Here is a 26,698-nt window from a genome sequence, read left to right as displayed (position 1 = left end):
ACCGTGTGTTGGATCATAATCCCGCCCGGCCCACGACTGTTGATCCGGAAGCATTGATCGACCCGCGCTGGCGCCGCCGACGTGTCGCGGTGGCCATGTCGGGCGGAGTCGACTCATCGGTCGCCGCGGTCATCTGCCATCTGGCCGGATGTGACGTTGTCGGCGTGACGATGAAGCTGTGGGAGTATGACTCCGTCGGCGGCGATCACATCCGCGACGGTCGCTGCTGTACCGTCGAGGCGTTTGACCGGTGCCGCCAGGTCGCAGCACAGTTCGGATTCCCACATTATCTGTTCGACTTCACCGAAGACTTCGAGCGCACGGTGATCTGCGACTTTCTCACTGAGTATCGATCGGGGCGCACGCCCAATCCATGCATGTTATGCAATCGCGCCATCAAGTGGGGCGTGCTGTGGGAGAAGGCGACGCAGCTCGGATGCGAGGCGCTGGTGACCGGTCACTATGCGCAATGTCACGTCGGAGCGGACGGCGATTTGGAACTGCGCCGCGGCGCGGATCGAACCCGCGATCAATCGTACTTTCTCTGGCGCGTCCCGCCCGATCGACTCGCCCGCACCATTTTTCCACTGGGGGGGCTGGCGAAGTCGGACGTACGCGCGCTCGCCGAATCCTGGAGTCTGCCGACTGCGGAGACGCCGGAAAGCCGCGACTTGTGCTTCGTAGAAGATGGTGATTTGCATCGGTTTTTCGACGAGCGCAACACCGCCGCCGACCGCAAGCCCCTGACCGGCGCCATCGTCGACCAGAATGGCGAACATCTCGGTCATCACGCGGGATTTGACCGGTATACAATCGGGCAGAGACGCGGGCTGGGTGTTGCGCTCGGACGGCCTCAGTATGTCACCGCTATCGACCCCGAAACCGCGACGATCACTGTCGGCGATGAGTCCGAATTGTGGGCACGGACTCTCGAGACCGAATCGGGGCATTGGCTCGCGACGATCCCCGAATCACCCTTCCATGCCGACGTTCAGATTCGCTATCGGCACGATGCCGCTCCCGCCGTCGTGGTCGACTCAAATCGGGAGCACGCGCGAATCACGTTTCTGTCCCCCCAACGGGCGATCACACCGGGACAGTCGGCCGTCATATACAACGGCGACAGAGTGCTTGGGGGCGGGATCATCGCCACCGTCTCGCGCGAGTCGTAACACTCGACCGGGAAGAAATATAAGTAGAGAATCCGAGAGGCAGTCGCCTGCGTTAGGCGCCGCCCTGATAGAAATAATCCGATAGTGCCGCCAATCCAAGTGCCTCCCGAGAGATCGGCTCGAATGTATCCCCCCGCCAAATGAGCAGACAGCGACCGCAGACGGCGCGGTCCCGATACGGAACCAGCGGCGTTTGGCAGCGGGGGCAATTGCGAAGTTTGGCTCTGTTCTTTTTCATCAAAGTGTCCTATCGCGAGCGAATCAGCGCGACCGCCCCGGTCGCGGCGACTAATGCCGTAAACGTTTTGCTCGGATCCCAGCCCGGCAGCAGCATGATGACCGCCACGGTCAATCCGACTGACGGCAAGAGCACGTAGCGTGTGACATCCAACGCCAGGCGTGCTGCCTTGCTGGCGCAATACAGAAGCAGCAACCCCAGACACCCCCACAACGCCCACTGCCCCCACGGTCCGAACGTGGCGAGTGCCCATGCGTTGACCGATTGCCAGTGTTCACCGGCGCTCTCTATGAGCCGTTGGAATGTCATCAGAACCTGCGCCAGTAGTCCGTATGCCATCGCCCCGCCTCAGGCGATCTATGCCATCTCCGGTTCGTCGACCGGCTCGATGGTCAACGAGGATTCGCCGACTTCAGAAAGCCCATCCATGCGGGAGGTGAGGAAGTTGCGCGAAGTAATCCATTTCTGCGAAAACCCCATGACTTGGTCGCGACTGGCATCTTCCTGCCAGTCGAGCGTCACGCTCTCGACACGTTCGCCGGACACAGTGAGGTCTTCCATAGTCAGGATGTATCGCACCCGCATCGCAGCCCTCCCGATCGGCCGGACTAACTGCAGTCCGGCGGTCGGTGAGAACGCAACGACAGTGCCAGAACAGAATGGCAGCCGATAGTCGGTGCAAGCTAAGGGGGGGCAGTGGGTTAGGGATTGATCGCTATCATGGGGTTGGCCGGGGCCCCTTTGTGGTTCAAGGGACTTCTCCTTGAATGTGGTTGAAACCCAATAGTTCGGACAAGTCTACGTCGATTGTGGACTTTCGAATTTAACGACCCGCATCGCGTGACCGAAACAGCGGGAGTAGTCGCACCACTTCACCATGCAGCGCGGCTCGATAACGCAGCCCGCCGCTCGGTGATTCGTTCATCAGACGGTCGAATCCAATGAACTCATCCGGCCTGGCCCAGCGTGCTTCACGGATTTCACGATGGTCGGTGTGCGCCAACACGCCCCCCGACGTCGTGGCCGAAAAGACATGCGTTGTCCATCGCAGATTCTCGGTGTCGTGCTCAAAGACGACCTCCGCGCACAGGATATAGCTCGTCAATTCAATCGACAGTCCGGTTTCCTCGATGGCTTCACGCCGCGCACCCTGTTCCAGCGTCTCTCCCGCGTGCAGTCCGCCGGAGGGAGCACGGTACAGCCCCGGCGGGTAGTCGTGTTTGGCAGTGACCGCAATTCGCCCCGCATTTTCGATGTACAGCGTGATGTCGTGCGCGCGGCCGTCGATTTGAGAGCTGCGGATCATCCTCAGTTCCGGAGCAGCAACCGGCTGCACGTGCTGCCATCGTGCCGGGCGTCCGTACTGCAATTTCCATCGCGGTCTTTCAAATTCCGGGATGAAGGACATTGAACTGATGGTGATGGCGTTGTGACGATCAGCGCGGCTTGTGCATCGGTGGTGTCGTTGCGGGGCTCGGAATATTCAGCATGGAGAATATCCCGGTGGCTGCCAGATCATTCCCGCGCGAGTCGTACACGTCCACATGCGCAATCGAAACCCGGCGGCCCGCCCGCACGACATGTGCCCTGGCGATCGCTCGCCCCGTGCGCACGGCTGACAAAAAGTTGATCTTAAATTCAATCGTGACCAGATCCATGCCATCGGGCAGCACCGTCAGCGCCGCGAAGGTCGCAGCCGTGTCGGCCAACGATGCCAGCGCGCCGCCGTGGACAACACCCTGGTACTGTTTCAGCGCCGGCCCGGCGGCCATGCTCATTTCGACCGTGCCCGCCTGCATTCGTACCAATCTGATCCCGAGTGCGTTCGGAAATGGCACTGACGCGATACGATCTTTCAGCAGCCGCCGACGCGCCGGAGTCAGGCGTGCCGTCGCTTTCTGTCGTCCCGCCATCGATGCCATGTCACTTCAACAGCGCGATCATTCCGCTTTGAACCGGTTGTGTTGTCACAGAGACTCCATCGGGCTCGATCAGGCAATCGATCTCCGTCCGTACGCCGAACTCCGGAAGATAGATGCCCGGCTCAATCGAAAAGCACATCCCAGGGCGCAGCAGACGCGGATCCCGCGTCTCATAGTTATCGATGTTCGGCCCGATGCCGTGAACGTCCCGTCCGATGGAGTGCCCCGTGCGATGGATGAAATACGCTCCATATCCCGCCTTTGAGATGTACCCGCGCACCACATCATCGACCTGCCACCCGGCAACCGGTGACTGCGACGCCGTTTCCTTTCGCAAGAAAGCCACGCCCGCATCGCGCGCACCGGCGGCAACGCCGAATACGGCCGACTGCCTGTCGGGAATCGACTCCGCCGTATATCCCATCCATGTCATGTCGGCGAACACCGCATCAGGTTTGTCCCAGCGCGCCCACAAATCGATAAGCACGGTCTGGTCGCGGCCGATCGGTGCGCGGTCCTGCTCTGTCGGCTCATAGTGCGGGTTGGATGCATTCGCATCGACTGCGCAGATCGGCCCGCCTTGCGGCAGCAGGCCGCGCCGGTCAAACTGCGTCCGGATATACGATGCCACATCGTATTCGTTGAGCGTCGCTCCGTTCCGTACCGCCTCGGCGATCAAGGCGAATGCCGCGTCTTTGATTTCGTTGAGCGCTGCCGCCGCGCTGCGGTGCATCGCAATCTGCTCAGATGTCCAGCATGCCAGCAGTCCGGAAACCAGATCGCCCGACGACACCACGTCCACGCCGGCGCTGCGCACCAATTCGATCGTTCCCGCATCCACCCGGGCGATGTACGGGATCGCATTGTTGGGGGAGTACTCCATGGCGACGCGGGTGGCGCCCTGCAGCATGATGCGCAGACCACTCGACAACTCGCCGTGTGTGCCGTATGTCTTGTATTCGCCGGGGAGATTCGAAAACGAGTTTCTTTCGATGGCATTCACCAGTCCGCGCGGCTCTCCGGCGCGTGGAATGAAAACGAACCAACGCCGCGTGACCAGCCCCGTCGGGCGCACCGTATCATAGGCGATCGGATTGAGCCCGTGAAAATCGTAGAGCAGCCACCCGTCGCAATCAGCCGATGCCAGCCCCGCTTGTATGCGCGCCACGTCCATGACGTCTGCGTCCCGTCGAATGAATGCACTCCGTCCGCGGCAGACAAGCGCCTTGGCGGCGCAGCTCAGATCGTGATTGACTGACTGCGTCCCAGGCCGTATTTCTGCGTGGGGACGTGGGTCACGAGCAGCGGCATGGCGATCACGCGCGAAGAACTGATCAAAGTCGCACGGCTGGCACGGTTGCGGCTCAGCGAGTCAGAGTTGTTCGCATTGGCATCTGATCTTGAGCGGATTACTCAGTATGTCGGCCAGCTTGCCGAAGTTCCGGTCAGTGACGGACAATACAGACCGGTGCTGCCGCTGATCCGGACACATGACGGCATGCGTGAAGACTCGGTACGACGTTGGTTTTCAGCAAATCGGGCGACGGCCGGCGCTTTCGAATCGAAGGATGGATACTTCCGCGTTCCGCCGGTGATCGATAAGACCCTCGGCTCCCGTGATGGCGCATCACCGTCAGCGTGATCGAATCTCCGTTCTTTCACTTGCTCGCCTCAATGTCCGCGCGCCGCCGCATCCGTCCCGAAGACATCGTGGGGATCATCCCCGCGCGCTGGGAGGCGAGTCGGTATCCCGGAAAGCCGATGGCCATCATCAACGGCCGACCGTTGATCGAACGGGTTGTTGCCGGATGCCGTCGCTCAAAACGCGTTCGGCGCTGGATCGTCGCCACCGACAATGCACGGATCGCAGCAGCAGCGTCGCTGGCCGGAGCCGAAGTGGCTCTGACACCATCAAACCTGAAGAGCGGCTCCGACCGCGTTGCCTACGTCGCCAGAAAGATGAAGGAGCGCTGGGTTCTCAATTGGCAGGGCGATGAGTGGCCGGCCGACGGACGCCCGATTGATTTGTTGATCGAATCGCTCGAAGTCGATGCGACGGCTAAGGTTGGCACGCTGGCGCGACCTCTCGATTCGCGCGAGGCAAATAACCCCAATCGCGTCAAAGTTGTTGTTTCGCGTTCCGGGCGCGCGCTGTATTTTTCACGGGCACAGATTCCACATCGCCAAGGGGGGGAGCCCACGTTATTGCACTTGGGCGCGTATCTCTTTGAACGCACGGTGTTGTTGCAGTTTGCCCGTTGGAGGGCCACGCCACTGGAACAATGCGAACGACTCGAGCAGTTACGAATGTTGGAGCATGATGTGCCGATCCATGTGGCCGTGAGCCGGTCCCGCACGTTTGCGGTCGACAGCCCGGCGGACGCACGGGCGCTGGGCCGGCATCTGACGCAGAAGAATCGGTCGATAAGATAGACAAGGGGGAGAGCCATGAGCGCAGCAGAGGCCAGAGCGCCCAGACACGTGTTCATTACCGGCGGCGTGGTATCGTCACTGGGCAAGGGCGTCGCCGCCGGATCGCTGGGATATCTTCTGCGACAGCGTGGCTTGAAGGTTGGTCTCCAGAAGTTCGACCCCTATATCAATGTCGATCCCGGCACGATGAACCCCTACCAGCACGGAGAAGTGTTTGTGCTCGACGATGGCGCCGAGACCGATCTCGACTTGGGGCACTACGAGCGCTTCCTCGGCCAAAGTCTCTCACGCAACAGCAATGTCACGACCGGCCAAATTTATGAGACCGTGATCTCACGCGAGCGTCGCGGCGATTATCTCGGCGCCACTGTTCAGGTGATTCCGCATGTCACCGACGAGATCAAGTCGCGGATTCGGCGCATGGAACAAAGCAACGGTTCGGCCGATGTCATCATCACCGAGATCGGCGGCACGGTCGGTGACATCGAGTCGCTGCCCTTCCTCGAAGCGATTCGTCAGATGGGGCTGGAAGGCGAACGCGGGCAGACGCTCTATATTCACCTGACGCTCGTGCCCTATGTCGCCACTGCGGGGGAGCCGAAAACGAAGCCGACCCAGCACTCGGTCAAGGCGTTGCGTGAAATCGGAATACAGCCCGACATCCTCTTGTGCCGCACCGCGAACGCGCTGTCGGAATCGATTCGTGCCAAGATCGGATTGTTCTGCAATATGCCGGCCAGTTCGGTGTTCTCCGCGGTCGATGTCGAGTGCCTCTATGAAATACCGCTGCTGTTCCACGAACAGGGACTTGACGACTTGGTTTGCCGTTCGCTGGCGCTCGACACTCCCACACCGGCGCTCGAAGATTGGCGGTCGATGGTCGACCGCATGAAGAATCCCAGCGGCAGTGTCCGCATCGCCATCTGCGGCAAATACGTCTCGTTGAAAGATGCATACAAATCGATCATCGAAGCGTTCGCGCACGCCGGCAGCATCCACGACACCCGTGTCGAACTGGTCTGGGTTTCCTCTGAGAACATCAAGAAGCAGGGGGCCGCGAAATTTTTGGACAACGTCGACGGGCTGCTCATACCGGGCGGTTTCGGCGAACGCGGGGTCGAAGGCAAGATCGAGGCGATCCGTTTCGTCCGCGAAAACAACATCCCCTTTTTGGGCATTTGCCTGGGAATGCACTGCGCGGTGATCGAATTCGCGCGGCATGTATGCGATTTGGAGGGTGCGCAGTCGACTGAGTTCAATCGCGAGGCCGAGCATCAGGTCATCACCCTGATGTCGGAACAGCACGAAGTCACCAACATGGGTGGAACGATGCGACTGGGCTCATACCCGTGCGTGCTCGCCGAGGGCTCGAAGTCGCATCGGGCCTACGGGTCGCTCGAGATTTCCGAACGGCACCGGCACCGCTACGAATTCAACAATCAATACCGCGAGACGATCTTCAGCGCCGGGCTGATCCCGGCCGGCCTGTCACCCGACGGAAAACTGGTGGAAATCATCGAATTGCCGAGCCATCCCTGGTTCGTTGCCGGTCAGTTCCACCCCGAACTCAGATCGCGCCCGACCGCGCCGCATCCACTCTTCCGCGATTTCGTCGGCGCGGCCGTCAGATTCCGTGCCTCGCGTCGCACGGAGGAAGTCATGCAGGGCAAAACGACAGGATCGCGAGCCGAGTGAACCGGCGCGTCGCCGGCATCCTCTGCTGTCCCTGATCTTTAGCCCATTGAGTCGGGCCTTCCCGATTGCGTATATTTCCCGCTTGCTGCAGATGATTGGTCCGGGGTATCAGTTACTATGAGCCGCGAAATCGTCACGACCGTGCGTCCAATCAGGATCGGCCCCTACACTGTGGGAGCGGGCGGGCTGTTATGGATTCTCGGTCCGTGTGTCATCGAATCCGAGGAGATGGCATTACGTGTGGCCGAGCGGCTGTCGCGATTCGCCATTGACGGCGGCCATGCCATCGTGTTCAAGGCGTCCTGCCTGAAGGCCAACCGCCTGCGCGGCGAATCCTACACCGGTCCCGGCTTGCCGGATGGGCTGCGGATTCTCGAGAAGGTCAGAGATCGAAGCGGACTGCCGATCACGACCGATGTTCATTCCGAGTCAGATGCGCGCGCCGCGGGCGACGTGGTCGATCTGATCCAGATTCCGGCGTTTCTGTGTCGCCAGACCGATCTGATCGTTGCCGCTGCCCAGACCGGACGGCCACTCAACATCAAGAAAGGGCAGTTTGTCGCCCCGGAAGACATGGAGCACATTGCCGGTAAAGCAGTCGCCGCGGGCAACTCCCGGCTCATGCTCACCGAGCGCGGCACGACACACGGATACCGTGATCTTGTTGTCGACTTTCGCTCACTGGTCATCATGCGCACTCAGGGGTTTCCGGTCTGTTTCGATGCCTCGCACTCCGTGCAGACGCCGGGGAGCGCATCGGGATCGTCCGGGGGGCGTCGCGAATTCATCCTGCCGCTCCTGCGGGCGGCGCTGGCGGTCGGTGTCGATGCCGTTTTCTGCGAAGTGCACCCCGATCCGACACACGCCAGGAGCGATGCGATGACGCAGTGGCCATTGGAGCGCTTGAACGAGTTGTTCGAAACCTCTGCTGAGATTATCGAACGCACAGCAGCGGCGGGACCGCATGTCTGAGAAGCCCCGTCCAAGCGACGAGCGATTGGCAACGGTAAAGCTGGTGATATTCGACTTCGACGGCATCCTCACCGACAACCGGGTCTCTGTCTCCGAAAGCGGCGAGCGCACCAAGTGTTTCTGGGTGCCCGACGGAGTCGGAATCTTCATGGGCCACAAGGCAGGGCTGAAATTCGCGATCATCACCGGCAACGATGACGGCGCGACACGACACCGTGCCGAGTTCCTGCGCATCGACGATTTGAACCAGGGCGTCCGTGACAAGAAATCGACCTACGAAGAAGTTAAATCACGCCACCTTGTTTCCGACGCGGAGTGCCTCTTCATCGGCGACGATCTGCCCGACTTGGGCGTGTTTCGGAGGGCGGGAATCACGCTGGCCCCTGCCGATGCGCATCCGCGCATTCTGGAAGCGGCGCAGTGGGTCGGACGATCGCGCGGAGGAGGCGGCATCGTGCGCGAGGCAATCGATGCGCTTCTGGAAGCGCGCGGGTACGAATGGCCCGACTGAGTCGGTGCGGCCCGAATGTTACGGAAAACGACCATGAGCCCTTTCACAAAGACGGTCCCCCCTACACATCCATCGCGCGATGTTGTCTCGCGCGCGGATCGCCTGTTGCGCATCGCACACGATGTCATCGCCGGCGAAGCGGATGCGCTAACCGGGCTGTTGCCGAAACTCGATCTCCGTTTTGCCGAGGCGATCGATCTCCTGCTAAGGGTCAAGGGACGCGTCATCGTGACGGGCATGGGGAAATCGGGTCTCATCGGTCAGAAGATCGCCGCAACACTCTCATCGACCGGAACACCCGCGCAGTTCCTGCACCCTGCCGAGGCGGGACATGGCGATCTGGGAATTGTCGGCGCCGATGATGCGATGCTGGTCATCTCCAAGTCGGCCGCATCCGATGAAATCGGCGACTTGTTGCCCGCCATCAAGCGTCTCGGTGTTCCGATCATTCTCATCACCGGGAACACGATGGGTGATTTGGCGCGCCGCGCCGACGTGATTCTCGATGTGTCGGTCGCCGGAGAAGCCGAACCCAATGGCCTGGTGCCGACCAACTCCACCACCGCCGCGCTGGCAATGGGCGATGCACTGGCGGTGACGCTATTGTCTGAACGCGGATTCACACCTGAGCAGTTTGCGATGCTGCACCCCAAGGGCGCGCTGGGACGCCGCCTGCTGTTGACCGTCGCCGACCTCATGCACACCGGCGACCGGGTCCCGCGAGTGGCAACGTCCGCTACATTTCAGGAGTTGCTTGTCGAGATGACACGCAAACGGATGGGCGCATCGGCCGTCATCGATTCCGACGGATGTCTGATCGGAATCTTCACCGACGGTGACTTGCGCCGTCGGTTGGAGCAGCGCAGCAACCTCTATGACTTCGCGGCGGGCGATCTGATGACGGCCAATCCCAAGACGATCGACTCCGGCGAACTGGCGGTCGCGGCATTGGCGTTTATGGAAGAGCACAAGATCACCTGCCTGTTGATCGTCGACCCCGATCATCGTCCGGTCGGCATCCTTCACATGCACGACATCCTCTCCGCCGGAGTGGTATAAGCCATGCGCCGCTTGATGATTCTGGGCGCTCTCGTACTGTTTTCCTGCGTCGAGTCCGGGCAGGATGCGCCGCCGACAACGCAGTCCTACCCCACCTCTGAAGCGACCAACGCGACCACGGTATTCCTCACCGGCGCGGTTGTAACCACGCGCATCGTCAGCAACCGGATTATCAGCTACTCCGACCGAGACTCGGCGTGGGCGTACACGTTGCAGGTCGACTTCTTCGATGAGGAAGGCGTCCACACCTCGACACTCACCGCCGACTCAGCGCTCGTCCGCGAACGGGAACGGTTTTTTGAAGTGTACGGGAAAGTCAGGATCGTCACCGATGACGGACGCACGCTCGACACGGACCGTCTCGCCTGGGACGACGAGAAGCGTCTGATTCGCACAGAAAGCTATGTCGAGATCCGGCGCGACGAGGACTTGATGGCGGGTTGGGGCTTTGAATCCGACCACGAACTGACCCGCATCAAACTGCGCCGGCAAGTCAGCGGTACGCTCAAAGACACCAGAGCGCTGGAAGACACTCTATAGTCTCCTCGCCACCGCCTGCGCGACCTCAAGAGTCGTGCTCGACCCGCCCATGTCGTAGGTGCGGACCTCGCCTTCCCGGATGATAGTGGCAATCGCCGTCTCCAGACGCGACGCCTGAGCGGTCTCACCAAGCCAGTCAAGCATGAGCTTGACGGTCAGCAGCATCGCCATCGGATTGACCTTGTGCTGCCCCGCGTACTTCGGCGCGGAGCCATGAGTCGGCTCGAAGACCGCGTAGTCATCACCGATGTTCCCCGAAGATGCGAATCCCAGCCCGCCGACCAGTTGCGCGCACAGATCGGAAATGATGTCGCCGAACATGTTGGAGGCGACCAGGACGCCGTAATTCTGTGGATTCTTCACCAGCCACATGCACATCGCGTCGATATTGGTTTCGATCAGCTCGATGCCCTGATATTTTTTGGCGACTTCGCGCGCGGCGCGCACGAACAATCCCGATGTCTCACGCAGCACATTGGGTTTCTCGACGACTGTGACCGACTTGTACCCATACCTTTTCGCATACTCAAATGCCGCTGTGACAATCGACTCGCTGGCGGCACGTGAGATGACCCGGCAGGAGATGGCCAGATCTTTGGCGGCGACATTGTCGAACTTCTTCATCGCTTTATTGTGTTCAGATAGCGTGGCTCTGACAGGATCGGGGACAGGATGGAATTCGACCCCCGAATACAGGTCCTCCGTGTTCTCGCGAAACACCACCAGATCGATGTCGTCCCGGTAATTAAGCGGGTTGCCCGCGTACGCTTTGCACGGCCGCAGATTGGTTTTCAGGTTCAACGCCTGCCGCAGCCCGACAATCGGCGAACGGTACTGCAATCCCTTGCCCTTGAGCGCCGGTGCCAGCTCGGCTTCGGCCTCTTCCTTCGGCTTGGAGGTAATCGCGCCGAAGAGCGCACAATCGGTTTCGCGCAGCGTCCGAAGCGTCCGTTCGGGCAGTGGATTGCCCTCTTGGCACCAGAACTCCCAGCCGATGTCAGCGGGGATGTATTCGGCGTCGAGCTGGAGTGCATCCAACACAATGCGCGCCGCTTCCATCACATCGTGCCCGACACCGTCTCCGGGCATCCAGGCGATTTTGTACTTGGGCATTATGAAAGTCTCCCTGAGAACAATTGGCTCCGTTAACGCCCCTGGTCAGAGTGAGTCCATGTTCGTGGAGGGCGAGGCGCCTGCTTGTTCCGAGCGAGGCCGAGGGGCCATGTCTTCAATTACAACTGCGAGCGCACGAGATTCTCTGCTCCTCCAGCGACAACCAATGCCTGCGCGACGGTTGACAAGGGAGAGAACGGGAATGACTGGCCATCGAGCGAGAGAACCGATGCCTGATAGTCGATATCAATCGTTGTGCCGACCACCGTCTTGCCGCTTTGGCCCTTGTACTTCTCACGCAGATACTCGACCAGTTCCGGACACTCGAAGACCACAAAACCATTGTTGAACGCATTGCGCTTATAGGTTTCCGAAAAAGAATACGCAATGACGCAGGGGATGCCGCGATACAGCAGGCAGGTCGCCGCTTGTTCGCGCGACGAGCCGGTGCCGAAGTTTTGCCCGGCGACCACGACATCGCCCTTCTGCCCGATGGTTTTGAAGTCGGGATCATAGTTTTCAAATGATGCCATCGCCATTTCGTCCTTGGTGACATCGTCTCGGTAGGTCAGCTTACCGGAGTAGATACCGTCGGTGTTGAGATTATCGACCGGCAACCAAAGCAGTCGTCCGCTGACCTTGTCGGGAAATCCCGCCACAATCTCGGAGCTTTCGGCTGCGCGCTGGGCGCGCCCGTGTTTGATAATCTCGACTCGCGCATCGACATTCTCAAACTTTGTCGGCGATGCGATGTAGCCGGCCGCTGCCGATGCCGCCACGACAGCGGGACTGCCGAGGTAGACAATCGCGTCACGGTGCCCCATTCGTCCCTGAAAATTACGGTTGGTGGCGCTGATGCCGACCTCGCCTGCTTCCAACGTGCCTTGCCCCAGACCGATGCACGGCCCGCACCCCGAGGGCAATGTGACCGCGCCGGCATCGACCAGCGTCTTCCAGTATCCGAGTTCTTCGGCCCGTCGCTGCACATTCGCCGATGCCGCCGCGACATAGAACGTCACGCCTTCGGCGACTGTGCGCCCGCGCATGATCCTGGCCGCTTCGGCGAGATCTTCCAGACGCGCATTCACGCAACTGAGCAGATACGCCTTGTTGATGCGCACACGTTCTTTCTCAATCTCCGGCAGCGCCCGCATGACTTTCACGTGATTGGGTCCCGACACATGGGGTATCACACCGGCGAGGTGCAATGTCAATTCGATGTCATAGTGCGAATCGTCGTCCGGTGACAGCCGCTGGGCGTACCAAGTGTCCACCGCATCGCGCGTGATCCGAGCACTGCCATTGGCTTTGGCGCTGAGGTAGTCGGCACGCCCGTAGAGATAGTCGCGCAAGACTTCATCAAATGGGAAAACCCCGGCCAACGCGCCCCATTCGGTGGTCATGTTGGCGATGCTCAGGCGTTGATCCATCGACAATGGCGCCACGCCCTCGCCGACAAACTCGACCGCCATGTTCAGCACTTCATCGTGATTAAACAGCCCGCATAAGGCGATGATGATGTCCTTGCCGACAACACCCGGCTGCAGGTGTCCCTTCAGATTGACCTTGGCGACCGGCGGCACCTGCCACCATGTGGTCCCTGTGGCCCAGATCGATGCGGCATCGGTGCGCACCACCGGTGTCCCCAATGCGGCGACCGCGCCATAGAGATTGGAGTGCGAATCGCTGCCCACCACCAGCCGCCCGGGCGTGGCGTATCCTTCCTCGACCATGACCTGATGACTGATCCCGGTCCCGGCGGGGTAGAAGTCGATCCCGTGTACTCTGGCGAATGACTCTATCTTGGCATACTTGGCGAGGTTCGACTCGTCTTTGTTTTGAATGTCGTGGTCGATCGCAAAGACCGGCTGTTTGGGATCGGCAATCCGGGCGGCTCCGATGGACATGAATTTGGAGATGACCGCCGAGGTGTTGTCGTGGGTCATGATGTGTTTGGGACGGATGCGAATGAAGTCGCCCGCGTAGACCCTCTGACCCGGCTTCAGCCCGACCGCGTGCGCGGTGGCGATCTTTTCGACGACTGTTTGTCCCATACGGATTCCCGATTGCGGTGGAAGATATAAAGGAGTCCCCCACACAACGCAAGGGCCTCAGGGTGAGCGTCTTGTTCGCACCGTCAATTCATCGATCCCGACAAACCGATCTTCGCTCCATTCGTACCATGCAGCGCCCAGGGGAATTCCGGTCGTGTCGGCGTTGATGTTTCCAAACTCATAGACATCGCCGACATACCCCGACTTCCAACGGACCGCTTCCACGAGGCCGATGGAGAACACCATCGCCCCGGCCCGCATCTGCGGGACATCGGCGAACACGACCGCCCGGTCAGCGGACAAAACTTCGCGGATATCGGCGGCCTGAGTCAGTACCTGTTCGGCCAGGCGCCCCGCCCGTCGCCAAACAGCGACCTGATCGACCAGCGCGACAGACATGATCGCGATCCACAGCCACAGCAGTCGACGTCGCCACTGATCGGCGGCATCGGCCGCGATCAGTCCCGCCACCGCCAGGGCCAATCCCACGGACGGGAGATAGAGCAAACGCATTCCCGTGCGGTTCAGAGTCACGACCGGAATGGCTGTCACCAAAGCAAGCAGAAGTCCGGTGCGCACCGGCTGCGGCAGCTTCTTCCAGACTCTAAATCCAACCATAACGACTCCTATAGCGGCGGCGGCTACGACTGCGAGATATGCGGCCGAGTCGGGCACAACCGGCAGCGCATCGCGCAACCGCTGGTAGTTTTCGTAGCCGATTGCATGGAAGATGCTGCGGATCGGCAGAAGGAAGTGCGCGAGGTAGAATAGCGCGTTGCGGACCCAGCCCAGTGGGTTCAACGTCAACGTATCCGACAAGTACTCTGTCCGCACACCGATGGCGAGCCGCCACGCCCACACGACCGCACCGATCGCGACCATCCCCGCGATAGGCATCTTCGCCCTGCGTGCGTTTGTCCGCTGACGGCTGATCATCCATGCTGCCAACGGCAGTGTGACAAAGATTTCGGAAAAGCCCGCCGAGAGTATCGTGCCGATCATCGACCACAATGCCCATTTCATCTCCCCATTCTTGCGGAAACGATCGAGGCAATGCAGCGTTCCCAGGTAGAATGTCGCTCCGCCCAGGCCGCTGATGTTCGATGCGAACACGACCGCTTCGGCATGTGTCGCATGAACTGCGAACACGGTCGCGCAGGCGGCGGCGACGATTTTAGTCCCTGCAACCGACTTCGCCAACCGATACAGAAAGCACGTTGCCGCCACGTGCAGCAGGAGGTTTAACAGGTGAAAGACCCACGCGCGCGGGCCAAAAAGCGCCATCAACACTCGCTGGGTCGTGTGCGCCAATGGGCGAAAATATTGCGAGGCGTTGGGGTCGGGCGCCGTGAAGAAGCCGACAATCGAATCGCCGAGCGGCACCTGCAGGCGGGGCATCTGCTGGAAATCGTCAGCATGAAACCGCGCATCCAGAGCGAGAACGATACTGACGCTGAGACAGGCCGCCACGATCATCAGAACGACCAGTCCCAATCGACCGTGGCGTGTCTTCAGCTCACTTAGCACGGGCAAGCGGCTCGTTGCGACGGGCTCAGCCGCCGACGAGCTCAAAATCGATAAAGTCGGCGTGATGGAAGACAATGCATTCCGGCGAGCGGCGGCCGTCGGTTGCTTCTTTCGAGTGCATCGCGATGACGTGCAGAACCGACTCGGGAAGTCCCTGCTCCCAGGCGATGCCGACGCCCGTGAACGGGTGACGCAGCAGCTTGCCCTTGTCGCTTTTGACAAATTGGCCGTTCACGCGCGTAATCTCGTGCACCTTGCCGACATCCGCCAGCATCGCACCGGCGATCAAGACATCACGGTCGACCGTCAAGCGGCTGCCGTAGGCGTCGTGCAGCACATCCCAGCAGGCCATGCACATGCGGCAAACAGTCCGCACGTGTTCGACAAACGTCACGTTCACATCGGATACCAGCAGCGTGAACGGCATCTGACGCAAGTCATCGAGCGTCAAATCGCTGACTTCCATCGCGCGCACCCAGCTCGCGACTGTCTTCTCGCGCAGTGAGGCGTCTTTGATTTCGTTGATTTCCGGGAAAACCTTTCGGATTTCATCGCGCATCGCTTCACCCTCGGAAATTCGATCTCGTGGGCACGGCACGCCGCTTGTCCTGTGCGAAGCGAACGGGTGTCCCTGCCCGCGGCCTGTGTCTGATCAAAGATGACGTTCCGGCGCACCGTCGTACACCGCGCTGCCCGGATCGATTCTGCGCATCGGCTTCTGCCGTGTCTTCTCCTCGTGTGCCTGGGCGACCAGTCCCGGCACGCGCGCGATCATGAAGAACGCATTCGCAAGACCGGGCGCGATCCCCAGGTCGATCAGCACCGCCGCAATTGCGCCATCGACATTGAGCGGCAGCGGTTTTCCCGATTTGGCAAACGCTTCCTCAAACGCGCGCGCCATCCGGACGCCGTCGCCGGCCTTTCCCGCCTCATCGCACATCGACAACAGCCGCGTCGTACGGGGGTCCTGGGTGTGCAAACGGTGCCCGAATCCCGACACTCGGTGTCCCTTGGCGTTAAACGCATCGATGATCGTTGTAGCGGAGTTGGCAAACGACGCATTTTTGTGACGCGCGTGCTCCATGGCGTGCTCCAATGTCTTCATGCAGTCTTCGATTGCGCCGCCATGAAACTTCGAGATGGCCAGGATGCCGGCGGCAACCGCCGATCCCAATGGCGCGCCGGTCGATGCCACCAGACGCGCGGTTTGCACCGACGGCGGCGACGGGCCATGGTCGATGGACGAGACAAAGATCGCGTTGGCGAGCATTGCCGTGGCCGCATCGGGCATCTCGCCGGTCAGCGCCAATAGGATCGCTTCGGCAAATCCCACCTTTCCCATCAGCTCCTCGACCGGATAGCCGCGCAAACGGATCGTGTTCGGTGCGATCTGACTGACGGACGTGTTCCAACCCTGCTCGCTCATAATCAGTCCTTGCTCAGTTCGGAATCGGGATCTTCGCCGTGTCCAACGGCTGAATCACCGATTTGACCGCATCGGCAATGTCGCCGAAGTTATCGACCAGCGTCGCGCCAACCTCGCGCAGCCGCTTGACCTTGCCCTCATGGGTGCCGCGATCCCCTTCGATGATCGCCCCGGCGTGCGAGAACCGCGTGCCCGACTGCGCGGCACGTCCGCCGATGTAGGCAACCAATGGTTTGGTAAACCGTTTCCGCTCGATCAAGTCGGCAACCCGTTCTTCCTGCGAGGTGCCGATCTCGCCGAACATGACGACAGCGTCGGTGTCGGGGTCGGCTTCAAAGAGCTCCATCACGGCCGGGTGGTCGGTGCCGACAATCGCATCGCCGCCGACATGGATGATCGTCGAGAGCCCGATTCCTGCACGCGACAAGTAGTATGCAATCGACGATGTGATTCCACCCGAACGCGAAGAGACGCCGACCCGCCCGGGCAGGAACCAGTCTTTCGCCGATGCCGCCGAACCGCCGATCATGCCGAATACTGCTTTGCCCGGAGACAAGAGCCCCAACGTGTTCGGACCGACAAATCTCGCACCGCTCTCTTTGGCGGCGGCGGCAATCTCCATGACATCATAGATGGGCACCCGGTCAGGAACGATCACGAGGAGTTTGATTCCGGCGGCAATCGCCTCCAGAGCCGCCTCTTTCACGAGGGGCGCCGGTACGAAGATGACCGCCACATCCAGTCCGTCGTGCTTCTCAGATGCTTCGGCGACCGTGTCGTATACCGGCACCCCCAGGACGTCCTGCCCGCCCTTGCCGGGTGTGCACCCAGCGACCACCCGGGTCCCGTAACGTTGCATGAGCTTGGTGCGCGCCATGCCCTCGCGCCCGGTAATCCCCTGCACGACGACTTTTTTCTCCTGATCGACAAGGATGCTCATGCCGTCGCTGCCTTTGCGCCGCTGCGATACTCATCCAGCCCCGGAATCGGCAGCATCACCCGTCCGCCGCCCTTGCCGCCGACACGGCATTCCACTTCACACGCGAGACACTCGGTACACTGGCCGCCCTTGGCGTCTTCGCGCGAGATCTTCAACACCGGCTTGCCGTCTTCCAGCTTGAGAATCTGTGGCACACAGGTCTCAACGCAAATCTTCGATTCACAGTCACGGCAAACTTTATGGTCGTAAACAATGGTCCCGGTTGGCGTGTCGAACGTGTATGGGTCCTTGGCCTCGAACACCGGCACCGACGGTACGATTGGTTTACGCGGCTGCGCGTTCGCCTTGTTCGCTCCGACTAAGAGCTGCATCCGCTCGGCGCAGAAGTCGGCGGTGTCGTCCTTTTTATATCCCTCAACCGGGGCAGGCAGGTTCCTGGTGAATTCGGTCAGGATGCGAACGGCCTGATCCTCGGCATTGCCGCCAAGACGAATCACGGCCGGGATCGAGAGGTTTTCCTCCCAAAACGCCTTCACCAGCCCGCGCGCCGAATGAAACTGTTCCTGTGATGCGACTCCCGACCCCGAACCGAAGTAGCCGTCGATATTCGGCTGCGAGAGGATGATCTTCGCGGCGCGGTACACCTTCGACGCCGGGGGATTGCCGGAGGTGTCGGTGAAGTTGGCAATCTTGTAGCCGCGCTGGATCAACGCGTCCATCGACATCATCGAGCCGCCGCCCCCGGCGCCGTGGAAGCCGATGTATCCCGCGCCGCGCTTGTAGCCGCGCGCCATTTCGATAAAGTAGAATGTGCCGCGATAGTCATCCTTCTCGACCGTCCACGCGATCTTGTCCAGTTCAGTTGGTGGCCGTCCGAATTCGCGTGCAATCTCGATTTCCAACTCTGGATGGCGAAAGACGGCGTTATCGTCGACCGTCATCCGACAGTCGCAAGCCACCAGCTTGCCGTCGGTGGTCTGTACCAGCGGGTTGATCTCCAGGGAACGGCACTCCCAATGGCGTGCGACTTTGTACAGCCCCACTAACGCAGCGGCCAGCTCCGATTGTAGCTGCCCTGTGACTCCGGCACGGCGCACCGTATCCCGTGCCTCGAATCCGCGCAGTCCAACACGAATGTCGACCGGGGTTTTGGCCACATTCTTCGGATGTTTCCGGGACAACTCCTCGATTCCGGTTCCTCCGACGGAAGAAAAGATTACCAGCGGTGTACGGTTGGCATCATCGACGATCACCCCGGCGTAGAATTCCCGCGTGATATCCAGCTTCTGTTCAATGAGGATCTCAGTGACATCGAACCCGCCCAGTTTCAGGGACAACATCCTGGCGACTGCTGTGGCGGCTTCATGGTGATCGTCAGCGAAGGCGATCGCCCCCTGCGACGCTCGTGACGTGGTCCACGCCTGCGCTTTAACCACTACCGGCAGGCCGATTTTGGGAATCGCCGCGCCGACTTCGGAGGGATGGCGTACGACCTGCCCCCTTGGAACCGAAAATCCGGCCTCCGACAGGAGAGCTTTGCTTTTGTATTCGTGGAGACGCGCCATAGGGAGAGCGGTCCGCAGCAGCGGCCGGGAGAATATCACCGCGACCTCAGACCAAGTCAATCACTGCCGCCGACAATCGTCCAATGCGACTTGTTGACCGGAATTCGTTGTCTTTCGTCCTTTGAACGCCTACGCTCGGTCTGCCGCATCTCTGACTGAGTGTTGGTGTCGGCTCGATATGCCCGGATTCGGTCTTGCAGCGGACCGCAATGGTCTGGATCAGCAACTTGCCACCCGCATTGCGCGCGCATCTGCGTCGATGTGTCACGATGCGCGTTATGCCGTCCGGGAAGTCGCGTCATCAGCGCATGTCCACTTGTCATTTGTGGCCTACCCCGAATACCCGGTTCAGGTCGAAGTCCAGGATGCAACGACTCTACTGATCGAAGGGATGGTCTATTCGCAACCTCCGCCGATTGTGCCTGACCTCTGTCGGTTGCTGAGCGAGTCGGCTACTCCCGAAGCGACGGCCGCGGCGATCTCCGACATTGCCGCTGCATCGGACGGTGACTTTGTCATTGTCGCGATCACTGCGCCCCCGCATCACGCAGTGTTCATTTCCTCTGATGTGCTGGGCCGATTGCCGGTCTTCTGGTCGTTTGATTCCGGCCGCCTTCTCGTATCGCGTGAGCCGAAGTTCATTCGGGTCTTATGTGGTGGAAAGCGCCCCGATCGTTTGGGCGTCGCGCAAAGTCTTGTCTTCGGGTTTCCGTGGGGAGATCGAACAACCTCGGAGGGGGTTTTTCGCCTGCCGCCGGGTGCTGTCCTGTGCTGGAAGATTGACGGGGACCTGCCCCCCCAAGTCCTCAATCAGAGGCCGTGGGCGGCAGACAAGCGCGAATGGACCGGCGGATTCCAGGAATGCACCGCACGTCTCTCAACCGAGCTGATCGCATCAACAGCGCGTCGTGCGGCGCTGACCGGTGACCGCAATGTCGTTTCTCTGTCAGGAGGGATGGACTCGCGTGCGGTGGCCGGATCGCTTCATCGCGCCGGCATCAGGGTGGTCGCCCGGACTTTCGTCTACGGCCGGCAGCATGGTGACCGCGAAGCGGGCATTGCCGCCCGGATCGCGGAACTCTGCGGCTTCCCCCACGCGGTCGTTCGGCTCAGCGAACCGCCCCTTGCCACGGCCAATCGGCTCATCAGGATGACCGATGGTCGCAATTCCGGGGCCATGGCTTACGCCGACGAGTACCTCTCCGAAATCGTATCCGAGCATGGATCCGGAGCGGTTCTTTGGACCGGAGAAGGGGGCGATTTGGTGATGCCGGAACGCCGGCCCCATCAGAGAATTGGATCAGACGATAATCTGATCGGGCTGATGTTCGACCGCGCCGCCGCCTTCACATCCGAACAAATCGGCGCCATCTTCGGCTTCAGTCCGGGTTTCATGGCGGAACAGTTGCGGCATTTCGTCGACACGTTCCCCGAATCGGATCAAACCGACCGATATCTGCGGATGGTCTGGGAATATCAGCGTCAGGCGTATTTTGACGGCGAAGATCGCAATCGCTGCTACTTGTGGGTGGTCGCGCCCTTTTATGGACGACCCTGCTTTGAGCTCGCCCTTGGGGCGCCCAGCACGTGGAAAAAACGACGGCGTCTGTATGGGCACTTGATTCGTCGAATTCATGAGCGCCTGGTTGATGTCCCAGTCTCGAATACGGGCCTGCGCATTGGGACTCGGTATGACCGTGCCCGGCAGCATCTGCGCGACTTAGTCCAGGGACACCGATGGCTGGAGACCTTACATACCCGATGGCGTGGTGCGGTGCAGCGGCGTTCTCGACGTCCGGGGGAGGAGTTGACGTCCGCCCTGACCCGACTGCTTGAGGATTCGTCCGCAGTCAGCGCAATGGTCAGCATCAAGGCATCGAAAGCCCTTGTCTCCAATGGGCTTTCGGCGTCGCAGAGTTGGCTGCTTTATACACTCTTACTGAACGCATCCGAAACCGCGCCAGAGGTCTCCCCGGGAACCTGAAAACGTTTGTGGGGTTGGTGCACAGCAACGTATATTTGCGGTTCGACATTCTTGATGGAGCGTTATGATGAAAGAAGGCATTCACCCGCAATACTTTGACACCGTGATCCATTGCGCGTGCGGCAATCAGATTCCGACGCGCTCGACGGTCAAAGACCTCGCGGTCGATATCTGTTCGGCCTGCCATCCCTTCTTTACCGGAAAACAGAAGTTGGTCGACACCGCCGGTCGCGTCGAAAAGTTCCTCCGCAAGTATGGTTTGGAGGACAAATCCGCCGCGAAGTCGCCCGCCTCCGGCAGTTAGCGACTCCATCGTCCCGCCCCGCGGGGCCGATCCTTGGCGTCTCTGATGGGGACGCCACTGCTGGTCACAGTGCGTCGGAGTGACGGTATTCGATGAACCCAGACAAACCCACCGATGAGTTGTTGGAGTTGATCGAAGGGATGGCGCGACGCTTTCGCGATATCGAGCAGTCCATGAGCGATCCCGTAACGGTCAGGGACGCGCGCCGGATGCGCGCGCTGGGCCGCGAGCATCGGCACTTGTCCGAGACTCTGGCGCTCGGGGAGCAATACCGTGTCCTGATCGGCGAAATCGCCGATGCGGAAGCGATCGTGGACGAGGATGCAGATCCGGAATTGACGGAAATGGCACAAGACGATTTGGTTCGTTTGCATAGCGAGCGCAAGGCGCTGGCTCAGCGGCTCGAAGATGCGCTGACGCCGAGCGACCCGAATGACGCCAGGCCGGCGATCGTCGAAATCCGTGCCGGAACCGGCGGGGAAGAGGCGGCCCTCTTTGCCGCCGACTTGATGCGAATGTATACGCGCTTCGTCGAACGCAAGGGATGGAGAATCGAGATGCTGGGCTCCAGCGAAACCGGCGTTGGCGGGTTCAAGGAAGTCGCCTTTGCCGTCAACGGCGACGGCGCCTATGGCACGCTCAAATTCGAATCGGGCGTTCACCGCGTCCAAAGGGTCCCGGTGACCGAGGCCGCGGGACGCATCCATACGTCTGCCGCCACCGTGGCGGTGCTCCCCGAAGCCGACGAAGTCGAAATCGAGATTCGCCCCGAGGACTTGCGCATTGATGTCTTTCGTTCCAGCGGGCCCGGCGGGCAGTCGGTCAATACGACCGACTCGGCCGTGCGTGTCACCCATCTTCCGACTGGAACCGTCGTCTCCTGTCAGGATGAAAAGTCGCAACTGAAAAACAAGAACAAGGCACTGAAGGTGCTGCGTGCCCGTCTGTTCGCGGTGGCCGAGGCCGAACGCGATGCCAAACTCGCGGCCGAACGCAAACAAATGGTTTCCACCGGCGATCGCTCCGCCAAGATTCGCACATACAACTTTCCGCAGAATCGCGTCACGGATCACCGCATCGGACTGACGCTGCAAAACCTCGATTCCGTCATCGAAGGTGACTTGGAAGAAATCATCGAGGCGCTGCGCGCCGATGATCGACGTAAGCGACTGGGACAACAAGCCACCGCCCGCGCATTGGCCTGATGATCTCCCTCTGAGCCAGCTTATGTCTTCCCCGTTCGATGGCTCGCCGATCACGATCGCCGCAATGCGACGGCAGTTGGTCCGGATTCTCCGCACCGTCGCCGAAGAGACCGCCGCCACCGAAGCCGACCGATTGCTCGGAGAAATCGTCGGCGCGCGTCCGACCGAGTTGACGCTTCGCCACAGTGAGGAACTGTCTCCCGAGCGGTTGCGGCGTCTGGAATCACTGGCCAACGACCGACTGACCGGCCGACCGCTGGCCCACGTGTTGGGGCACGTTGAGTTTTATGGACTGGACATGTTGTGTGATGCGCGCGTCCTCATTCCACGGCCGGAGACCGAAACCGTTGTCGATGTCGCCCTCAGGCACCTTCCACCCAGGCAGGCCGGACATCGACTCCGTGTCGTTGATGTCGGAACCGGGTCGGGAAACATCGCCGTGGCGCTGGCACACGCGCGCAGCGACATTACCGTCACGGCGATAGACTCACAACCGGACGCACTTGAAATCGCGCAGGCCAATTCAAGCCGATACGATCTCGATTCGCGCATCGAGTTCATCGTCGGAAACGGACTTGACCCGGTCTGCGAGGATCATACGGTCGACCTGATCGTCAGCAATCCCCCCTACATCGCCTGCGGCGACACAGCGATCGAGCGGTCGGTCGTCGACTACGAGCCGCACACGGCACTGTTCGCAGGGGAATCGGGCACCGAGATCATTGAATGGTTGCTTCGATCTGCGCCGGGCCGACTGCGACTGGCCGGTGCCTTCATCTGTGAAATCGGATTCGATCAGGCCGGGACGGTTGCGGAGATCGTCGCCGCCAGCCGCGAATGGGGTGTCCCGGGATTCCATAAAGACCTCGCCGGGATCGACCGTGTTCTCTCGGTGCAACGCCGCGGCTGATCCATCGCCCTACCCGACAATCCGTTAGACTTGCGACCAGCAGCACCGGTATATTGGCCGCCGATTTCCATGGTCAAGACAATGGAGCGTCAGGCGCTGGGACTGATCGAATGTGTGGGGCTGATCGGCGCCATTGAAGCGGCCGATGCGGCCGCCAAAGCCGCCGCCGTCAGGATCGTCAAAACCGAACGCACCGATCCGGCATTGATAACCATTCATATAGAAGGGGAGCTTGGCGCGGTCCAGGCGGCAGTCGATGCCGGTGTGGCGGCCGGCAACAAGATCGGCAAGGTGTTGACTTCCGTCGTCATCCCACGCCCCGACGAGGGACTCGGCGTGATCCTCGAAACGCCCTCCAACATCGTCGCCAAGCCGACCACTCCGCGATCAAACCGTTCCCCTTCACAATCGCGCCCCGTACCCGGGCGACAGCCCGCTCGTCCGATGACTGAGCTCCCGGATACGGGTTCAACGACCGGCTATGCGTCGATGACCGTCGTAGCGCTGCGCCGTCTGGCGCGACGGCGCGGCGATCTGCCGATCAGCGGACGCGAGATTGCCCGTGCCGACAAAGTTCTCCTGCTGCGCCTGCTGCTCGAGGCGGACCGACGCAGGGGACAATAGGGGCTCGCGCGTGTTTATCGGGACAGTGATCGGACAACTCTGGTCGACGAAGAAGGTCGCCAATCTTCAGTCGCTGCGGTTTCTCCTGGTGCGGCCACAGGGTTTGAACAGGGCCCCCAACACCGATGTCGTGGTCGCCGCCGATGTGCTGGGGGCCGGCGTCGGCGAGAAGGTCATGGTCGCCTATGGACGCGCGGCGCGACTGGCGGTCGGCGATGAGAATTGCTCCATCGAGGCGGCGGTGGTCGGCATCATCGACAACATCGACGCGCGCGGCCCAGACGACACGGCGCCGACCTGAGGAAATCCGGATGCCGCTGTCCGACGAAGACATACGACGAGTTTCCGCCGCTGCCGTGACCCAACTGGGCGATCGCGCCGATCGCGCTACGGTCGAAGCGGCAATCCGCGCACTGGATCGGGAACGTGACAAGACGCCGCCGGCATCCGACGCCGACAGCGAAGCCGAGATGACTGACCGCGCCCACACGCTTGTGGGGAACAGTTCCGACACGTCCCGACCGTCGGGCGAAGCACACCCGGAGGATTCTGCGGATGGTCAGGACGGCAATCGCATCATCGTCGCTTCGTTCGGACGCAATCGTCCCGGTGTCGCCGCCGCCCTGACCGCGGTCATGGCCGAATGCGGCGCCGACATCGCCGACATCACCCAGAAGATTCTTCAGGAATTCTTCTCGATGATTATGATCGTGGACTTGTCGAAGGCGTCGGTCGATTTCGCCGCCCTCCAAAGCAAGCTGTCCGAGGTCGAATCGCGTCTCGGCATCACGGTCGTCGCTCAGCATCAGGACGTCTTCCGGGCCATGCACAGAATCTAACCGCACGCACCGTCGTACCCCTCATGCCCCTGGATCAGCGCGAAATCATCGAAACGATCCGCATGACGACCGCGGAGCACCTGGACATCCGCACCGTCACCGTCGGCATCTCGCTGCGCGATTGCCGATGCGACAGCGCCGCGGCCACCGGCGAGAAAATGGCGGCCAAGATCCGTCGCGTGGCATCAGGGATGGTGAGCGCGGCGCATCAGGTGGCCTCCGAATATGGCACCCCGATCGCCAACACGCGTGTCGCCATCACCCCCCTGGCCATCGTCGCGGATGGATTCAGCGCGTCCGAGATGGTCGGCATCGGACGAGACCTCGATGCCGCCGCCGCCCAGATCGGCGTCGATTATTTGGGTGGGTTCTCCGCGCTCGTACAGAAGGGTTCGACGATTGGCGATCGCGCCCTCATGGAGGCGATCCCCGAACTGCTCTCGACGACACAGCGCGTTTGTTCATCGGTCAATGTTGCGTCCACCAAGGCCGGCATCAACATGGATGCCGTCAATGTCATGGGCCACGCCATCCACGCCACCGCCGAGAAGACCGCCGCCGCCAACGGCGTGGGGTGCGCCAAACTCGTGGTCTTTTGCAATGTCCCCGAAGACAACCCCTTTGTCGCCGGAGCATTCCACGGTGTCTCAGAACCGGAAACGACGATCAATGTCGGGATCTCCGGGCCGGGGGTCATCCTCGAAGCGGTGCGGACCGCCGGCGACTGTGATCTCGGCGATCTCGCCGAGACGATCAAGCGAACCGCCTTCAAGATCACCCGAATGGGGGAGATGGTCGGCCGGTTGATGAGCCGACGGCTCGGGGTTCCGTTCGGAATCGTGGACATTTCGCTGGCGCCCACCCCGGTTGAGGGGGACTCCGTCGCACAGGTGATCGAGGCCATGGGGATTTCGCGCTTCGGTGCGCCCGGATCGACAGCGGCCCTGTATCTGCTCAACGATGCCGTCAAGAAAGGGGGACTGATGGCGTCCTCCTATGTGGGTGGGATGAGCGGCGCATTCATCCCGGTGGCCGAAGATGCCGGCATGACCGCCGCCATCGAGGCCGGCGCGCTCTCGATCGAGAAGCTCGAGGCCCTGACCGCTGTCTGTTCCGTTGGCCTGGATATGCTGGCGATACCCGGCGCCACGACTCCACAGACCATCGCCGCGATTATCGCCGATGAGATGGCCATCGGCGTGGCCAACAATAAGACCACCGCCGTGCGGGTCATCCCCGTCCCCAATCGGTCGCCCGGCGACCGTGTCGAGTTCGGCGGCCTGCTCGGTTCGGCCACCGTCATGCCGGTCCCCCGGTTTGTCTCCGATGAATTCGTATCGCGCGGCGGTCGCATACCCGCCCCTGCTACAGCCCTGACTAATTGACGCATCAGCGTGTCCACCGAGCAGTAACTCGTTGCCGGTGAATGGACTGTGGCCATCGGGTGATCGGGATCACAATCCCGAACACGGAAAGAGGACGTCAGACCCAAAGAACCCTCCTGTCAAAAATTGCGCCCATCGCGGCAGTCCGCGAAAAGGCCGACAGGACGCGCAGAAAGTGGGTTGACAGATTACTGGACTCGGTCTATATTCTCAACGCCGACCGCCATTTACCACAAACGAGTTGGCATTGTGTACACAGTTGTTCTTTACGGATCTGAGG

Annotated in this window: 28 protein-coding genes; 16 read left to right on the top strand and 12 right to left on the bottom strand. The window is 61.0% G+C overall.

Going from position 1 to position 26,698, the window contains the following annotated elements:
* Positions 1-8 precede the first annotated feature (8 nt).
* The gene (gene mnmA / locus VGB22_07785) at positions 9-1,172 is read left to right on the top strand and encodes a tRNA 2-thiouridine(34) synthase MnmA (protein ID HEX9751165.1); all 1,164 of its coding nucleotides are present in this window, start codon (positions 9-11) and stop codon (positions 1,170-1,172) included.
* Positions 1,173-1,419: 247 nt separating this feature from the next.
* Here the strand turns inward: mnmA and VGB22_07780 are convergent, their stop codons facing one another.
* The 5 genes from VGB22_07780 to VGB22_07760 form a co-directional block, all read right to left on the bottom strand.
* Positions 1,420-1,749, bottom strand: a complete 330-nt coding sequence (locus VGB22_07780; protein HEX9751164.1) for a hypothetical protein — start codon at positions 1,747-1,749, stop codon at positions 1,420-1,422.
* A gap of 18 nt (positions 1,750-1,767) precedes the next feature.
* Positions 1,768-1,995 (bottom strand): hypothetical protein, encoded by a 228-nt coding sequence (locus VGB22_07775; GenBank protein ID HEX9751163.1) that lies wholly within the window; start codon positions 1,993-1,995, stop codon positions 1,768-1,770.
* A gap of 238 nt (positions 1,996-2,233) precedes the next feature.
* Positions 2,234-2,716 (bottom strand): NUDIX hydrolase, encoded by a 483-nt coding sequence (locus VGB22_07770; GenBank protein HEX9751162.1) that lies wholly within the window; start codon positions 2,714-2,716, stop codon positions 2,234-2,236.
* A gap of 130 nt (positions 2,717-2,846) precedes the next feature.
* Positions 2,847-3,332, bottom strand: coding sequence for a PaaI family thioesterase (locus VGB22_07765; protein ID HEX9751161.1), 486 nt, complete (start codon positions 3,330-3,332; stop codon positions 2,847-2,849).
* A 1-nt stretch (position 3,333) separates the two neighbouring features.
* Positions 3,334-4,506 carry a M24 family metallopeptidase gene (locus VGB22_07760; protein ID HEX9751160.1) on the bottom strand — a complete coding sequence of 391 codons (1,173 nt, stop codon included), beginning with the start codon at positions 4,504-4,506 and terminating at the stop codon, positions 3,334-3,336.
* A gap of 135 nt (positions 4,507-4,641) precedes the next feature.
* Here VGB22_07760 and gatC point away from each other — a divergent pair, with 135 nt between their 5' ends.
* The 7 genes from gatC (at position 4,642) to lptC (ending at position 10,542) form a co-directional block, all read left to right on the top strand.
* Entirely contained in the window at positions 4,642-4,974 is a 333-nt protein-coding gene (gatC, locus tag VGB22_07755; protein HEX9751159.1) for an Asp-tRNA(Asn)/Glu-tRNA(Gln) amidotransferase subunit GatC, read from the top strand.
* Entirely contained in the window at positions 4,971-5,765 is a 795-nt protein-coding gene (gene kdsB, locus VGB22_07750; protein HEX9751158.1) for a 3-deoxy-manno-octulosonate cytidylyltransferase, read from the top strand. Before gatC ends, kdsB begins: the two co-directional genes overlap by 4 nt.
* Positions 5,766-5,780: 15 nt before the next feature.
* Positions 5,781-7,460: a CTP synthase gene (locus tag VGB22_07745; protein ID HEX9751157.1), complete on the top strand. Its 1,680-nt coding sequence runs from the start codon at positions 5,781-5,783 to the stop codon at positions 7,458-7,460.
* A 117-nt stretch (positions 7,461-7,577) separates the two neighbouring features.
* Complete coding sequence (gene kdsA / locus VGB22_07740; protein HEX9751156.1) at positions 7,578-8,432, top strand: 3-deoxy-8-phosphooctulonate synthase; 855 nt, start codon at positions 7,578-7,580, stop codon at positions 8,430-8,432.
* Positions 8,425-8,943 carry an HAD hydrolase family protein gene (locus tag VGB22_07735; protein HEX9751155.1) on the top strand — a complete coding sequence of 173 codons (519 nt, stop codon included), beginning with the start codon at positions 8,425-8,427 and terminating at the stop codon, positions 8,941-8,943. Before kdsA ends, VGB22_07735 begins: the two co-directional genes overlap by 8 nt.
* 33 nt (positions 8,944-8,976) lie before the next feature.
* The gene (locus tag VGB22_07730) at positions 8,977-10,002 is read left to right on the top strand and encodes a KpsF/GutQ family sugar-phosphate isomerase (GenBank protein ID HEX9751154.1); all 1,026 of its coding nucleotides are present in this window, start codon (positions 8,977-8,979) and stop codon (positions 10,000-10,002) included.
* Positions 10,003-10,005: 3 nt separating this feature from the next.
* Positions 10,006-10,542: an LPS export ABC transporter periplasmic protein LptC gene (gene lptC / locus VGB22_07725; protein HEX9751153.1), complete on the top strand. Its 537-nt coding sequence runs from the start codon at positions 10,006-10,008 to the stop codon at positions 10,540-10,542.
* Here lptC and VGB22_07720 read toward each other — a convergent pair.
* The 7 genes from VGB22_07720 to VGB22_07690 form a co-directional block, all read right to left on the bottom strand.
* Positions 10,537-11,655 carry an isocitrate/isopropylmalate dehydrogenase family protein gene (locus tag VGB22_07720; GenBank protein ID HEX9751152.1) on the bottom strand — a complete coding sequence of 373 codons (1,119 nt, stop codon included), beginning with the start codon at positions 11,653-11,655 and terminating at the stop codon, positions 10,537-10,539. The two genes, lptC and VGB22_07720, sit on opposite strands and share 6 nt — an antisense overlap.
* A gap of 119 nt (positions 11,656-11,774) precedes the next feature.
* Positions 11,775-13,709 (bottom strand): homoaconitase, encoded by a 1,935-nt coding sequence (gene lysF, locus VGB22_07715; GenBank protein ID HEX9751151.1) that lies wholly within the window; start codon positions 13,707-13,709, stop codon positions 11,775-11,777.
* Between the two features lie 57 nt (positions 13,710-13,766).
* On the bottom strand, positions 13,767-15,236 hold the full coding sequence (locus VGB22_07710) for a glycosyltransferase family 39 protein (protein ID HEX9751150.1): 1,470 nt from the start codon (positions 15,234-15,236) through the stop codon (positions 13,767-13,769).
* Between the two features lie 25 nt (positions 15,237-15,261).
* Entirely contained in the window at positions 15,262-15,795 is a 534-nt protein-coding gene (locus VGB22_07705) for a phosphohydrolase (protein ID HEX9751149.1), read from the bottom strand.
* A gap of 93 nt (positions 15,796-15,888) precedes the next feature.
* Entirely contained in the window at positions 15,889-16,662 is a 774-nt protein-coding gene (locus VGB22_07700; GenBank protein HEX9751148.1) for a citryl-CoA lyase, read from the bottom strand.
* A gap of 13 nt (positions 16,663-16,675) precedes the next feature.
* On the bottom strand, positions 16,676-17,602 hold the full coding sequence (locus VGB22_07695) for a CoA-binding protein (GenBank protein ID HEX9751147.1): 927 nt from the start codon (positions 17,600-17,602) through the stop codon (positions 16,676-16,678).
* Entirely contained in the window at positions 17,599-19,167 is a 1,569-nt protein-coding gene (locus tag VGB22_07690) for an ATP-grasp domain-containing protein (GenBank protein ID HEX9751146.1), read from the bottom strand. Before VGB22_07690 ends, VGB22_07695 begins: the two co-directional genes overlap by 4 nt.
* Positions 19,168-19,345: 178 nt before the next feature.
* Here VGB22_07690 and VGB22_07685 point away from each other — a divergent pair, with 178 nt between their 5' ends.
* The 8 genes from VGB22_07685 to VGB22_07650 all read left to right on the top strand — a co-directional run bounded on the left by VGB22_07685 (position 19,346) and on the right by VGB22_07650 (position 26,418).
* Complete coding sequence (locus tag VGB22_07685; GenBank protein HEX9751145.1) at positions 19,346-21,151, top strand: asparagine synthase-related protein; 1,806 nt, start codon at positions 19,346-19,348, stop codon at positions 21,149-21,151.
* 67 nt (positions 21,152-21,218) lie between these two features.
* On the top strand, positions 21,219-21,455 hold the full coding sequence (gene rpmE / locus VGB22_07680) for a 50S ribosomal protein L31 (GenBank protein HEX9751144.1): 237 nt from the start codon (positions 21,219-21,221) through the stop codon (positions 21,453-21,455).
* Positions 21,456-21,547: 92 nt separating this feature from the next.
* Positions 21,548-22,660, top strand: coding sequence for a peptide chain release factor 1 (gene prfA, locus VGB22_07675; GenBank protein ID HEX9751143.1), 1,113 nt, complete (start codon positions 21,548-21,550; stop codon positions 22,658-22,660).
* 22 nt (positions 22,661-22,682) lie between these two features.
* A complete protein-coding gene (gene prmC / locus VGB22_07670) occupies positions 22,683-23,570 on the top strand; it encodes a peptide chain release factor N(5)-glutamine methyltransferase (protein HEX9751142.1) in 888 nt (295 codons plus the stop codon).
* 69 nt (positions 23,571-23,639) lie between these two features.
* Positions 23,640-24,194 (top strand): BMC domain-containing protein, encoded by a 555-nt coding sequence (locus VGB22_07665; protein HEX9751141.1) that lies wholly within the window; start codon positions 23,640-23,642, stop codon positions 24,192-24,194.
* A gap of 10 nt (positions 24,195-24,204) precedes the next feature.
* Positions 24,205-24,495, top strand: coding sequence for a EutN/CcmL family microcompartment protein (locus tag VGB22_07660; protein ID HEX9751140.1), 291 nt, complete (start codon positions 24,205-24,207; stop codon positions 24,493-24,495).
* Positions 24,496-24,505: 10 nt separating this feature from the next.
* Positions 24,506-25,033 carry an ACT domain-containing protein gene (locus VGB22_07655; GenBank protein ID HEX9751139.1) on the top strand — a complete coding sequence of 176 codons (528 nt, stop codon included), beginning with the start codon at positions 24,506-24,508 and terminating at the stop codon, positions 25,031-25,033.
* Positions 25,034-25,056: 23 nt separating this feature from the next.
* Positions 25,057-26,418 carry a PFL family protein gene (locus VGB22_07650; protein HEX9751138.1) on the top strand — a complete coding sequence of 454 codons (1,362 nt, stop codon included), beginning with the start codon at positions 25,057-25,059 and terminating at the stop codon, positions 26,416-26,418.
* Positions 26,419-26,698 lie beyond the last annotated feature (280 nt).

Source organism: Candidatus Zixiibacteriota bacterium, from assembly GCA_036397555.1.
In the GTDB taxonomy this organism is placed as follows: Bacteria; Zixibacteria; MSB-5A5; order WJJR01; family WJJR01; genus DATKYL01.
Note: the sequence above shows the minus strand (reverse complement) of the source record. Positions and strands in the feature narration are given on the sequence as shown.

Coding starts and splice junctions, on each gene's coding strand:
- VGB22_07770 (HEX9751162.1), bottom strand. CDS start 2,716: ATGATCCGCAGCTCTCAAATCGACGGCCGCGCGCACGACATCACGCTG.
- VGB22_07700 (HEX9751148.1), bottom strand. CDS start 16,662: ATGAGCGAGCAGGGTTGGAACACGTCCGTCAGTCAGATCGCACCGAAC.
- rpmE (HEX9751144.1), top strand. CDS start 21,219: ATGAAAGAAGGCATTCACCCGCAATACTTTGACACCGTGATCCATTGC.
- VGB22_07720 (HEX9751152.1), bottom strand. CDS start 11,655: ATGCCCAAGTACAAAATCGCCTGGATGCCCGGAGACGGTGTCGGGCAC.
- prmC (HEX9751142.1), top strand. CDS start 22,683: ATGTCTTCCCCGTTCGATGGCTCGCCGATCACGATCGCCGCAATGCGA.
- VGB22_07765 (HEX9751161.1), bottom strand. CDS start 3,332: ATGGCATCGATGGCGGGACGACAGAAAGCGACGGCACGCCTGACTCCG.
- VGB22_07760 (HEX9751160.1), bottom strand. CDS start 4,506: ATGGACGTGGCGCGCATACAAGCGGGGCTGGCATCGGCTGATTGCGAC.
- kdsA (HEX9751156.1), top strand. CDS start 7,578: ATGAGCCGCGAAATCGTCACGACCGTGCGTCCAATCAGGATCGGCCCC.
- VGB22_07695 (HEX9751147.1), bottom strand. CDS start 17,602: ATGAGCATCCTTGTCGATCAGGAGAAAAAAGTCGTCGTGCAGGGGATT.
- VGB22_07685 (HEX9751145.1), top strand. CDS start 19,346: ATGCCCGGATTCGGTCTTGCAGCGGACCGCAATGGTCTGGATCAGCAA.
- VGB22_07730 (HEX9751154.1), top strand. CDS start 8,977: ATGAGCCCTTTCACAAAGACGGTCCCCCCTACACATCCATCGCGCGAT.
- lptC (HEX9751153.1), top strand. CDS start 10,006: ATGCGCCGCTTGATGATTCTGGGCGCTCTCGTACTGTTTTCCTGCGTC.
- VGB22_07775 (HEX9751163.1), bottom strand. CDS start 1,995: ATGCGGGTGCGATACATCCTGACTATGGAAGACCTCACTGTGTCCGGC.
- VGB22_07745 (HEX9751157.1), top strand. CDS start 5,781: ATGAGCGCAGCAGAGGCCAGAGCGCCCAGACACGTGTTCATTACCGGC.
- VGB22_07690 (HEX9751146.1), bottom strand. CDS start 19,167: ATGGCGCGTCTCCACGAATACAAAAGCAAAGCTCTCCTGTCGGAGGCC.
- VGB22_07655 (HEX9751139.1), top strand. CDS start 24,506: ATGCCGCTGTCCGACGAAGACATACGACGAGTTTCCGCCGCTGCCGTG.
- prfA (HEX9751143.1), top strand. CDS start 21,548: ATGAACCCAGACAAACCCACCGATGAGTTGTTGGAGTTGATCGAAGGG.
- VGB22_07665 (HEX9751141.1), top strand. CDS start 23,640: ATGGTCAAGACAATGGAGCGTCAGGCGCTGGGACTGATCGAATGTGTG.
- lysF (HEX9751151.1), bottom strand. CDS start 13,709: ATGGGACAAACAGTCGTCGAAAAGATCGCCACCGCGCACGCGGTCGGG.
- VGB22_07780 (HEX9751164.1), bottom strand. CDS start 1,749: ATGGCATACGGACTACTGGCGCAGGTTCTGATGACATTCCAACGGCTC.
- VGB22_07650 (HEX9751138.1), top strand. CDS start 25,057: ATGCCCCTGGATCAGCGCGAAATCATCGAAACGATCCGCATGACGACC.
- VGB22_07735 (HEX9751155.1), top strand. CDS start 8,425: ATGTCTGAGAAGCCCCGTCCAAGCGACGAGCGATTGGCAACGGTAAAG.
- gatC (HEX9751159.1), top strand. CDS start 4,642: ATGGCGATCACGCGCGAAGAACTGATCAAAGTCGCACGGCTGGCACGG.
- VGB22_07705 (HEX9751149.1), bottom strand. CDS start 15,795: ATGCGCGATGAAATCCGAAAGGTTTTCCCGGAAATCAACGAAATCAAA.